The organism is Myroides odoratimimus (assembly GCF_001485415.1).
Lineage (GTDB): Bacteria > Bacteroidota > Bacteroidia > Flavobacteriales > Flavobacteriaceae > Flavobacterium > Flavobacterium odoratimimum.
Window position 1 is genome coordinate 22521 of record NZ_BCMQ01000006.1, and the last position, 12730, is coordinate 35250.

11 protein-coding genes are annotated in these 12730 nt (G+C 32.9%); 2 read left to right on the top strand and 9 right to left on the bottom strand.

What is annotated here, in order from left to right; all coding sequences use genetic code 11:
• Positions 1 to 33: 33 nt before the first annotated feature.
• The gene (locus MODO_RS07415) at positions 34 to 882 is read right to left on the bottom strand and encodes a GLPGLI family protein (protein WP_006256948.1); all 849 of its coding nucleotides are present in this window, start codon (positions 880 to 882) and stop codon (positions 34 to 36) included.
• Between the two features lie 393 nt (positions 883 to 1275).
• On the opposite strand from MODO_RS07415, the gene MODO_RS07420 reads away from it, so the two are divergent.
• Positions 1276 to 2694 carry an MATE family efflux transporter gene (locus MODO_RS07420; RefSeq protein ID WP_006256949.1) on the top strand — a complete coding sequence of 473 codons (1419 nt, stop codon included), beginning with the start codon at positions 1276 to 1278 and terminating at the stop codon, positions 2692 to 2694.
• Positions 2695 to 2731: 37 nt separating this feature from the next.
• Here MODO_RS07420 and MODO_RS07425 read toward each other — a convergent pair whose 3' ends face one another.
• From MODO_RS07425 to MODO_RS07460, 8 genes are all read right to left on the bottom strand, one after another.
• A complete protein-coding gene (locus tag MODO_RS07425; RefSeq protein ID WP_006256950.1) occupies positions 2732 to 3199 on the bottom strand; it encodes a GNAT family N-acetyltransferase in 468 nt (155 codons plus the stop codon).
• Between the two features lie 132 nt (positions 3200 to 3331).
• Entirely contained in the window at positions 3332 to 4042 is a 711-nt protein-coding gene (locus MODO_RS07430) for a CPBP family glutamic-type intramembrane protease (RefSeq protein ID WP_006256951.1), read from the bottom strand.
• A 127-nt stretch (positions 4043 to 4169) separates the two neighbouring features.
• On the bottom strand, positions 4170 to 6548 hold the full coding sequence (locus MODO_RS07435; protein WP_006256952.1) for a TonB-dependent receptor: 2379 nt from the start codon (positions 6546 to 6548) through the stop codon (positions 4170 to 4172).
• 81 nt (positions 6549 to 6629) lie between these two features.
• The gene (locus MODO_RS07440) at positions 6630 to 7877 is read right to left on the bottom strand and encodes a DUF4374 domain-containing protein (protein ID WP_006256953.1); all 1248 of its coding nucleotides are present in this window, start codon (positions 7875 to 7877) and stop codon (positions 6630 to 6632) included.
• A gap of 163 nt (positions 7878 to 8040) precedes the next feature.
• Entirely contained in the window at positions 8041 to 8517 is a 477-nt protein-coding gene (locus MODO_RS07445; RefSeq protein ID WP_006256954.1) for a hypothetical protein, read from the bottom strand.
• Between the two features lie 32 nt (positions 8518 to 8549).
• Positions 8550 to 9500 carry an NAD(P)-dependent oxidoreductase gene (locus MODO_RS07450; protein ID WP_006256955.1) on the bottom strand — a complete coding sequence of 317 codons (951 nt, stop codon included), beginning with the start codon at positions 9498 to 9500 and terminating at the stop codon, positions 8550 to 8552.
• A gap of 20 nt (positions 9501 to 9520) precedes the next feature.
• Positions 9521 to 10588: a 3-phosphoserine/phosphohydroxythreonine transaminase gene (gene serC, locus MODO_RS07455; RefSeq protein WP_006256956.1), complete on the bottom strand. Its 1068-nt coding sequence runs from the start codon at positions 10586 to 10588 to the stop codon at positions 9521 to 9523.
• A 477-nt stretch (positions 10589 to 11065) separates the two neighbouring features.
• Positions 11066 to 12124 carry an acyl-CoA reductase gene (locus MODO_RS07460; protein ID WP_006256957.1) on the bottom strand — a complete coding sequence of 353 codons (1059 nt, stop codon included), beginning with the start codon at positions 12122 to 12124 and terminating at the stop codon, positions 11066 to 11068.
• Positions 12125 to 12198: 74 nt separating this feature from the next.
• Between MODO_RS07460 and MODO_RS07465 the strand changes: the two genes are divergently transcribed.
• Positions 12199 to 12549 carry a 4Fe-4S dicluster domain-containing protein gene (locus tag MODO_RS07465; protein WP_006256958.1) on the top strand — a complete coding sequence of 117 codons (351 nt, stop codon included), beginning with the start codon at positions 12199 to 12201 and terminating at the stop codon, positions 12547 to 12549.
• The last annotated feature ends 181 nt before the right edge of the window (positions 12550 to 12730 follow it).

Consider the following 12730-nt stretch of genomic DNA (forward strand, 5'->3'; position numbering starts at 1 on the left):
CATTGATTTTATTACACTTGTACAGTAAACATACTAATAGAACTCTATAGGCTTACTTTCTTTTCCCATCTTCTTTTTAGTCATCTCATCGGTTATATCCTTCCCTTTTTCATCTACCATTTTAAAAGTAGCTGTACCTCCTCTTTCGTTCATAATCTGAGAGAAACTTTTATTAGAATTCATATTTCTAATCTTATCCCATTGTTTCTTATCTATTTTCATCGCCTTCTCTTGTCTATTTGATAACCAAAAATCAGTAGTAGCTCTCTCACTCTTTAAGAACTCAAACTTGTAGTCTCCTGTACTATCCTCTGCTTTGACTACAAATCCAGGTAGATTCTTAAACTTATACGGTCCGTCTATCAATGGGATATCTTGAGTAAACCACACAGTCCAAGTACGTCCGCTCAACTCACCTATTGCTTTCTGTACTTTCATCCCATTGTAATCTTCTATATCTCCAGAGATACTCCATTTCACTAGATCATTAGTTTCTCCAACATTATACGATTCTATACCAGAAGAAGCATAAGTGTTTAATTCTGCTCCATTTTTATATACTGCCCATTTTACTCTACTCTTAAATTGACTTAAAGCTTGCATACGCACAGCAAAATCTGCATCTTTCTTAGCCCCAGTAGAATATTCCATCAAAGTCTCTTCTCTTCTAATATTTCCTTCACTAGCAAATCTAGACTCACCTCCCTTAACATCTAAATAAATAATTTCAGTACTACTCTGAAGAGCTTCTTCATCTCCAGTAGCGGTAGTTGCTGGTAGTGTTAGTTGATACTCATACCTCATTACATCTATTTTCTCCTGTGCATTAGCTAACATCACACTACATAATGCTGCTACTGTTAGATACATCCTTTTAATCATATACTATAGTTATTTATGGTTTATACTAATTATGATTTAAATTATTTAACATCTATATTATTTTCAGAACGGCCATACTAAATAAATATAACACTAATAATTAAAAATTAATAAATATATTCAAATCATTAACAACAAAAACTAACTTATCATCACTAATAAATAGTTATCCAAACTAACAACTATTTAATTAGTTTTACAACTAATTAAATAGTTTAAATATAAAAAATTATCTAAATCAAAATAACACCCTTATTTTCAATTACTTAAAAAACATAAATAACAGAGTCTATTTATAAATACCATTGGAATAAAAAAGGTACTAACCTATATCTTAATTACATAATCAACTTATCTTTGAGCCCTTAAATACCCTTAGACAATTCATTAAATATGTCAACAACAACATTTAAATCAAAAAACAATATATTTTCTTTAATCAAGCAATCCTTTTCTAATGAAAACTTTGACTTGACTAATATGTCCATTAATAAAGCTGTTTTTCTACTAGCTATTCCTATGATGTTTGAGATGCTAATGGAGTCAGTGTTTGCTTTAGTTGACTTATATTTTGTTGGTCATTTAAAAGAGAGTGCCTACGCTATACAAAGTGTCGGGCTAACAGAGTCTCTACTATCTATTATTTACGCTATATGTATAGGGATTAGTATGGCTGCCACAGCTATCGTAGCAAGGCGTATAGGTGAAAAAGATAAAGAAAAGGCAGCGCAAAATGCAGCACAAGCCATCACACTTTCAATATTAATCACTATTGTATTAAGTATACTTGGTTTTATTTATGCAAAAGATTGGTTACTGTGGATGGGAGCATCAGAAGCTTCAGCAGAATATGGATACGGATATACCAGAATCTTATTAGTCAGCTGTGTATCCATCATGCTCTTATTCCTTATTAATGGAATATTTAGAGGCGCAGGTAATGCGGCCATAGCCATGAAAAGTCTTGGTTTTGGTAATATCATCAATATCATCCTATGCCCTATTATGGTTAGAGGATGGTGGATATTTCCAGAAATGGGATTAGAAGGAGCTGCTTACTCTACAGCTATAGGACGTAGTATGGGGGTAGTGTATCAGTTGTATTATCTGTCTAAAAAAGATTCACTTATCCAGTTAAAACTAAAGTACTTCAAAATACAATGGGATATGACCTGGAATATCATTAAAATCGCAGTACCAGGTATGGTACAGTATATGATATCCACTTGTAGTTGGGTTATTCTTGCACGCATAGTAGCGCAAAGCGGAGGAGAAATAGGCTCGTCAGGTTTCTTGACATGTTTACGCCTTCTTGTATTTTTTATTCTTCCCGCATGGGGATTGAGCAATGCGGCTTCTACTTTAGTTGGTCAAAACTTAGGAGATAACAATCCCGACAGGGCATATAAATCAGTGATTGCAACTTTAAAATACAATGTCTTCTATATGGCTATTGTCACGATTATATTCTTTAGTATGGCCGAAATTTTAGCTTCCTTCTTTACAGCTGATGAAGCTATTAAAACAGTCGCTAAAGAAGCAATGTATATAGGAGCTATTGGTTTTATAGCTTATGGAGCAGGAATGACCTTGATGAATGCCTTTAATGGAGCTGGAGATACTGTTACCCCAACAATAATAAACATAGTAGGGTTCTGGTTATTTCAGATACCTTTTGCTTATTTAATGACTTATCATTTTAATTTGGGCTCTACAGGAGCTTTTATCGCTATCCCTTCTGCCGAATTAGTAATAGCTATTCTTGCCTTTATTTTATTTAGGCGAGGTAAATGGAAACAGAAAAAAGTATAATAAAAACGCCTTAACAGATGATATTAAGGCATTTTATCTATTTAGTATATTCTGATGCTTTTCTAATCATATCCACATGTGGAATACCATCTTCTAAATACTCTTCAGAAGAGGCTACAAATCCAAATGAACTATAAAATTTCTTCAAATAACACTGAGCTCCAATCTGAATATCTTGAGCTCCAAACTCCTCTTCTATCTTATCTATAGCATGTTGCATTAAGATACGACCATAACCATCCTTGCGATAGTCTGCATGGACAGCTACTCTTCCTATTGCTATTTCTGGATAACTAAGCCCAGGAGGGACAATACGAGCGCAAGCAACGACTTGATCTAACTTCGTTGCATAAATGTGTAAACATTTCTTATCCTTACCATCTAATTCAGGATAGGGACAGTTTTGTTCTACCACAAACACATCTGTACGCAAACGCATAATATCATATAATTCACTCACTGTCAACTCATCGAAAGCTTTGGTATGCCAATGGATACTATTCATAACTCAATATTTTAAAGTCTATTACTCAAAGATAATTATTACAAATTAACATATTGTAATTTTTATTTAAAACACATTAATCATTTATAGTTAAATCCTCTTCACTTAATGTAACCTTCTAAGAATACCTATCTATTTAATAACACCAGTCCCATACAATAATAACATAAGAATAGTATTATAGATTATATGTATCATACAATTATAACCAAAACCAAATCTCATCCGTATATATCCGAGTAGAAGTCCTCCTATGAACTGAGGAAGAAACAACAAAGGGCTATATACCAGTACTTCAGTATTAATCGTATAAAAGTTACTAATATGCATAATCATAAACAAAAATGTGTAACTGTAAAACACATACCCAAAATACTTCTCATGTCTCTCTTTAAGTATCACTATATTATTTCTATGTAGATAAAGATAGGCACACAGTATCACGTAGAATACCCCTCCTACTATGAAGGCTATACTCAGATTAAACCTATACAAGATCCAAAGGCTATATACTAATGTAAGAGGAGTACTTAACAACAAATACCAACTCTTAAACCTTAGAGCTAATCTAAAAGCAACCTCCTCTGCTAAAGGTCCTAATAATACAATAAACAACATAGCTACTAACAGTCCTTTGTCAGCTATAAAATCAAGTAATCTAGCTGTCTTAGGTAATGGAACTATTTTATTAATACTGAATATATAAACTGTTATCACTATTAATGTAAAAACAACTAATACCAAGCTTCTTCTTACTTTCTCTTTCTTGCTAATATCTAATACTTCAGTATGAGGTTGTCGTATATAATGGATAAAATCACTAATGATAACTGATATACTCATTTTATTAAGTCAATAATTTTACAATACAAGATAAACAAAAAAACAGTAATCACGTTTCCGTGATTACTGCTTCAACAACTTATTATACTCTGAATTTGCCTAATTCAAAACACGCTAACTAATTTATTTAAAAGAAATACCTAAACTTACCTACAAAGCTTCGCCCAGGTTTTTGTAAACTAAAATTATCATAAATCATTTTATCTAAAATATTACGTCCTTCAAAAGTGAACTGATACTTTGTGTCTTTTCCAAAACTATATGTGATAACAAAATCATGAGATACTTGATCTGGAATATTGAATTTATCCTTTCCTAATGATGGCCAATACAAATAGAACTCTTTAATGTAAGACACCGAATATCCTAATGTCAAATTATCATCCTTAAATACTTTATTAAAAGTATAATTAACATCTATGTTTCCATATAGGTAAGGTATGTTAGGCAATCTATCTTTGTATAAAATACTTTCAACACCTCCTACATATTTATTAGTATTAATTAAATTTTGATAGGTACCATTAACTCCAATATTAAAATTTCTCTTAAAGAAATATCTAATCTCTCCTTCTACTCCAGTATTCTTAATTGCTGCTAAATTCCCAAATTTTGTTTCATTCTTATTAGTTCCTGAAGGTTCTTGATAAATAAAATCTTTTGAATCTCTATAAAAACCGTTAATATCTAAAATAAATGAATGGTTTTTACTTATCTCCGGTTGATAAGTAACTCCAATATTATAATTATAACTTATCTCTGGTTTTAATCCAAAGTTCCCCGTAATATTAACCTTATCTCCAAAAAGTTCACTTGAAGCAGGTAGTCTTACACTTTTCTCAAAGGAAGTCTTTAATTGTAAATCTTCTCTTACAAACACAGAACCAGTTATCCCATATCCGAAATCATTAGTATCTTTACTATAGTTTCGATATGCATAATCTCCCCATTGACCTGATGGATTATAGGAGTCTGTATATTTAATATGTTGATTATAATATTTTCCAAATACAGTTACTCCCCATATAGTAGAAGGAGTATATTGATAACTCAATCCACTAATATTCTTAGTTGTCTCTGAAGGTTTATTTTTTAATACATCGTCTGGATATAATTCATCTTTCCCTTTTCGTTTAAAGAAATTAATCGTATTGCTTAAAGAGAAGTTGTGTTTATCACCAAGTTTATAATTAACAATAGTATTTACCATCCCATTATTATTTTTATATTTATACATGGTTCGATTCCTTTCACCTCCTTTTTTTCCATACATCTCTTCAAAATCCACGTAATCTCCAAGCCAATTGTATCTTCTATAGACTGTATCAATCACTTGATCACTTCCTAGATTGTAATTAGCATTGACACTTACATCTAATCCTTCTGTAAATAAATTGTTCTTTTTATAAACAAAAGTTGGCATAACTATATCACCTCTTTGATGTAAGTTTCCAAATACAGCTTCCATCCTTGCAGCTGTCTGCACCTCCTTATAACTTTGTCCAAGATTAATACCAAACGCAATTCGATCCGCAAAAGACTTATTAATAAAACCTATTTGTCCTATAAAGTTCTCATTATGGTATTTATCATGAAAGCGTTTTACCTTTATATTTTGTCCGATTATTTTCCCACTTGTTATATCATTTACATTTACACGTACTTTATAGTCATTATCAGAGTAATTCTGATACGCATTTAATTGGGTAAAGAAACCAGACTTTTTATCTACAAATACAAAGTTTACATTTGTACGATGTGTATTAAAGGAACCATATGAATAAGACATATCTAAAGAAGTCTTATCATATGTGTTAGTAATGATATTTACAGCTCCTCCTAATGCATCTGATCCTAATCCAACAGGAACAACTCCTTTATATATCTCTATACGATTTGCTAAATTTATTGGAATATTATTCATCTGAAAAGCAGAACCGAAATTATCCATTGGTATTCCATCAATAAAAAATTTAATTTGGTTACCACTATATCCATTTAAAGAAATATTCATTGCCGAACCTACTCCACCATCTTGTCTAACGCGGACACCACTAGTTTTATCAAGGGCTTGACCTATATCAAGCGCTCTATTATGTAATTTAACAGCATCTACTACCGCAACATTATATGCTTTTTCTTTAACTAATTGTACTTTACTTTTTCCCTGTATATTAATCTCTGAAAGATTATAATTATCAGGCGTTAGTGTAATGCTAAATACTTTATCACCATTTACTGTTACCTTTTGTGAGAAAAATGTGTAACCAATATAACTGACCTCAACAGTATACTGTTTATTTGATTGTAATTTAGGAATGATGTACCTCCCATTTGAATCAGTCTGCCCGAACTTATTGTTCTCTTTTATTACTACAGTCGCTCCTATAACAATTTCTCCAGAATTATCTTTAACGACTCCCTGAATACTAACTAATTCTTGTGCATATCCTAGATGAATCGTACCTAAGAAGACAACTATAAAATACTTTATAAAACTTCTCATATGTATTATTATAAATATTGATGTAAGAAAAAGACAACCTATTGATATGGTTGTCTTTAGTATGTTTTATAAATTATAGTATTATTTAGAAGCTACTTTAGTAATAGCAGTAATAGTTCCACCTTCTACCTTTATACCTTTAGTAGCAGTACCTTTCTCTGCGTCCATCTTATATACAAAACTACCTTCTTTAGTAGTAACTCCTACATATACAGTTTTACCATCCATTACCGCATAATTTCCTTTATCTGAGAACCCAAGATCTTTAATCCCTTCAGGTAATCCCTCTACCCATTTAAATGTTTTTGTATACACATTTAAACTTGCGTAACGTACATCTCCTGATTCTAATTTATTATTTTCAAGTCTAGCAATGAAATTACCTTTACCTGCATAGATAAAATTATTCACAAAGTACCCATTAGTTGATTTTTCTATATCCCAGAAATAAGTATTGTCAAACTCTAATGTTTTACCATCTATTTTCAAAATACCTGATGGGTTTTTACTAAGTAATTTTCCTTTCTCTGTAACATTAGCACTAGAGAATGCATATCCATCTCCTTTTTCGTCTTGAATTAATCCATTTTTAAAATACCCTCCTATGTAAGAACTCTTATCACTTTTAATTACTTTTTCTAATTTCATACTTGGGTATTCGTATACTGCAGCCCATGCTGTATTAGGAAATGATGTTCCCCAAACATCTCCAGTAATACCTCTCATAGAGAAATAAGGAGCTACTAACTTGTTCCCTATCTGAGTTAATCCACTGAAGTGAGCTCTTTCTCCATTATTTGCAAGTTCTACTGTATTAATTACTCCCTGTTTAGTTATCACATCTGAGTCTGTATTCACAATATACCAAGGTGCAATTTCTACTCCTGAACGCGGAACTTTCCACATTACAAAATCATTATCTATAGCTCCATATACTTGTACTGTCTCAGTCACAAAGTTATTAGTCTTCTCTAACTTTCCATTTTTATTTAAAGCATAAGCCGTTACAGCCCCTGGATTACCTTGACCATATAGTAAACTGTAAAACTTATTCTTAGCTGTTAAATAATAACGATAAGCCCCATCTTGCTCTATACCGTTATTAATTAAACTAACAGAACCTTTCTCAATATCTTCTACTGTAAGTAAATAATCTGCGATATCTGTATGCTCTACTGATGAAGCTGCAATAACAAATCTTTCTACTTTCTGATTTTCTCCTCCTCCTTCTTCTGTTTCATCATTTGGAGAACTATTGTCATCACTACTACAAGAAGCAATACTTGCCATTAAACCTAACACTAAAAGTGATCGTAAATATTTTTTCATAATTTATATTTATTTAGACTAATTTTATATAAGTGCAAATATATAGTAAAACTTAACATAAAATCAAGTTATGCGAGTATTTATTTTTAATAAATCTAAATAATAAAAAAAGGCGATTATTCATTGTATGAATAATCGCCTCTATATTAATGCGTTATAACGACTAGAACAATCCTTTTAATTTATCGATTGCTCCTCCTAATCCTTCTTTTCCTCCTAGTAAAGACCCTAGCATATCTTGTGCTCCTCCTTGTCCTAGTCCACTTAGGATTGTAGACATATCAAAACCTGATTCTCCTCCTTGTATTTTAGCTACTATAGCTGATACCACTTGCGGTACTACACCATTAGCAAAACTTCCAGCTACACCTTCTGATAAACCTAATTTACCAACTAATCCACTGATAAGGTTACCTATCATACCTGTTACGATAGGATTAGATGCAATATTAGAAGCTTGACCTGATAATAAATTAGTCAATCCACTAATATCTCCAGAGCTAACACTATCCTTTAATCCATTGATAATACTGTCTCCTGTTTCTTTAGTAACTGCACTTGTAAGATCTGACGTGATCCCACCTTTAGCCACTTCACTAGAACTAATCTGTTCTACTAATTTTGTAATTTGCTCTAACATAGTTTTATTTTTTAGATGTATAAAACTACTTATTATTTTCGCAATACTTGCATTTTCTCAAAAATTTCATCCCATATTAACACTTTACTTTCATCAGTAGAAGCATTAATATTAGGAGATAAAGAAAAGGCAGGTTGCATCAATACTTGAATAGCGGGATGAGGCTCCTCTTCGAATCGATCAATCCCAGCAAACAATACCGTTTCAGCATTTACTACATCCACTAAATCTACTTCGTTAATCGCTTCTGGATAAGCACAGTTAATCACTCCTATCAAGTTATGAGCATGACTAAATGCCTCTTTATCTAAGATATACTTTTGATAATGTTTAGTATGAATAGTGACAAAATGAGAATCATGTAATAATCTATGCATATCTGTAGAAGCCAAATCTACTCTAAAGTGTATTCCATTTGGCAATACAAAGTCAGCTTTAATCTCAGGTACTGAGGCATCTGTATACAACACATTCATTCCTAAAGCCAACGCTTTTTGAGCCACCTTCTCTCCTGCTGTATTTAAACCTATAATCCCAAGTGTCTTACCTGCTAATTCAATCCCATTGCTATAAGACTGCTGTAGAGATTTAAAGCTAGCATCGCCTTCTAAAGGCATATTGCGGTTCGACTCTTGTAACAAACGACATCCCGAAAACAAATGTGCAAATACTAACTCTGCAGTAGCATTAGACAATGCTTCTTCTGCCCATATTACCTTAATACCACAACTTTTGATATAATCTATACTATCTAAGTCTATCGAAGTACCTGCAAAAACAATAGCTTTTAGATGGGACATCTCATCTATCATTTTTTTATTCAATAAAGTTCCCTGTTGTAACAACAGAATCTCTATCTCATTCTTACTTGTATAATTAACTAACTGTTCGTGAGCTACACGAACCTCTTTTACTTCAAATCCCAATCCCTCTAAGTCGTTCTTTACTTCTTCTGGGATACCATCATTCGCTAATATTCTCATCTGCGTTATTTGGTTCTTTATTAAATCTTTGATTTCATCGTATGTAACACTTCTACTAGAGCATCCACACTCTCTTGTTTCAAGGCATTATACAGAGAAGCGCGATATCCTCCAGCTACTCGATGACCTTTTATATTGGTGATATTCGCCTCCATACACAATGTATCGAAGACCCTTCTCATTGTCTCTTCTTTAAAATCAAAAGTCATATTCATCTTTGATCGATATGCTACATCAGCTAGTCCTACTACATAATCTAACTCATCTATAGCACGATATAGAGTAGCTGCTTTTTGATTATTAATCTTTTCGATAGCCTCTACACCTCCTAAACGTTGTAACCATCTCAAGTTTAATAAACTCGTGTATATAGCAAACACATTAGCTGTGTGATATAAACTACCTTTATCGATATGCTCAGCATAATCCATCATTTGAGGTATCATGCGACCTGACTTACCAAGAATACTATCTTTTACTAAAACAACACTTAACCCTGCTGGGCCTATATTCTTTTGTGCTCCAGCATAGATTAGGTCTATTTTATCACAGTCATATACTCTAGAATAAATATCCGAACTCATATCACAGACTATCGGACAGTCTGCCTTAGGCACATCGCTAAACTGCGTACCATATATTGTATTATTAGAAGTATAATGCACATAATCTAGCCCCGAAGGAATAACGATATCTTCTGGGATATAAGCATATTTTCTATCCTTAGAAGTAGCTAATACCTCAACTTGACCGAATGTTTCTGCCTGTGCTATAGCCTTAGAAGACCAATTACCTGTATCGATATATCCTGCTCGTTTCTGCATTAGATTATATGGAACCCTTAAGAATTCCATACTTGCTCCTCCTTGTAAGAATAGAGCTGAATACCTCTTCCCATCTAGTCCCAACAGAGACAGAGCCAAATGCTGTGCTTCTTCTAGTACAGCTATAAACTCCTTACTGCGATGAGAAATCGAAAGTATAGATAATCCACTTCCATTAAAATCCAATACAGCATCTGCAGCTCCTTTATATACCTCATCTGGTAATAGACATGGCCCTGCACAGAAATTATGTACTTTAATCATGTTTTGTTGTTTTTTCTGTGAAACTGTGAATTTGTGAAACTGTGAAATCGTTTTTTTGTAATGTCGTTTTTTTGTGATATCGTGAAATTGTTCAGTCTATAATCCTAAAATTAATCTATCAGTTGGCGCGGATTTATAATCCGTGCCATGTTCTTTAAACATTAACTGTGACACGCAAAATATTGCGTCTCTACTAATGCTGATGTGGTTTGTAACCCGCGCCGTATATCAGTTGGCGCGGATTTATAATCCGTGCCTTTACTTACTGTGACACGCAAAATATTGCGTTTCTACTTGCTGTCACAGATTTATAACCTGTACCGTATATCAGTGTGCACGGATCTATAATCCGTGCCATGTTCTATAAACATTAACTGTGACACGCAAAATATTGCGTCTCTACTAATGCTGGTGTGGTTTGTAACCTGTTCCGTATATCAGTTGGCGCGGATTTATAATCCGTGCCATCTCTAATCATTACAATCCTAACAAAAATTCAATAGTATCCACATTATCAGCATAATCCCATAACTGTGGTTCTTGTGTCTGTCCAAAAGCAATACTGCCATCTACTAGATTATTAGACACGATACATTGTATCTTATCCACATCCTCAGCTAGTCTCGCTTTTACCTCATTAATATCAGTATAGTATTCATAGAATACAGACGATATAGGTGAAGCATATCCCTTATCCTCTTTCACAGTTAAGAATCCATTATCTAGAATCTTAAACTCACTCATTAAGAATACAGCTTTATTATAATCATAGTTATTAGAATATTTCTCATATTCTATAACATCTTTGTACTCAAACATACCTTGATAAAAACTATCAAATACATAACCTTCTGGTACGAATATCTTAGATACATTACGGCATCCTAAGCCGTAGTATGTAAACACATCTTTACCTAAAGCCACCATATCCTCATGACTCTCTGTACCATCTAAGACAGCAACAGAGTTTCTATTCTTGCGAATGATATTAGGAACACTATTAAAGTAATAATCAAAATAACGAGCTGTATTATTACTTCCTGTAGCTATCACTGCATCAAATCCTTCCATCTTCCCTTCAATAAAATCAAAACGACTAGCAAATCCAGGCTCTACAGCTACTAAGTAATTCGCTAAAAAAGGAAGTAATTTTTGGTCATTAGAAGACATTTTTACCTTAGCAATATTACCCGAAATCAATACACTGATAAAATCGTGAAATCCTACTAAAGGAATATTACCTGCTAAAATCAATCCTACTCGCTTATTAGGCTCAGTAGAAAAATCATATTTTGAAGTCCACTTTTCTAAATTATCTTGTGTCAACGCACTTGCCCAAGAGTTGATCGAGATCACTACTTGTTCTAATGTGAACCATCCATTGTAGTTTACTGAGCTGTGAATCAGCTCTTCAAACTTTGAAAAAAATTCATCATTATGACATACATCATTGTTTTTTACAAATTCATTTGCAGCGAATTGGCTCAAAAATTGACCTAACTTAACAAATGCATTTTTTTTAACATCTAAATTCATATTGACTTGTTTGTGAATTGTTTTGGGTGTAAATTTGCATACAAAGTTAATACATATAAAACAAAATATAAGCTATGGCAATCATTATAACAGACGAATGCATAAATTGTGGAGCTTGCGAACCTGAATGTCCTAACACAGCGATATATGAAGGAGCAGATGACTGGAGATATAAAGACGGTACAGCCTTAACAGGTAAGGTAGTTTTACCTGATGGTACTGAAGTTGATGCTGAAGCAGCTCAAGAACCTGTTTCTGATGAGTTCTACTACATCGTACCTTCTAAGTGTACAGAGTGTAAAGGATTCCACGAAGAACCTCAGTGTGCGGCAGTTTGTCCAGTAGATTGTTGTATTCCTGACGACAACCATGTCGAAAGTGAAGAAACTCTTTTACAAAGACAAGCATTCTTGCATAAGCACTAAGCAACATATAAAGCTACTCTCTATGAGTAGCTTTTTTCATGTATTACCATAGCCATAAACCTCTACTAGCTCAAGGATTCTTGAGCTTTTTGTTTTTGACCTTTCGTTGTAATACAATCCTTATTTCCATTACAACTCTAAATTACAATTAGTTATAAAATTATTTTTTATTAACTTTATA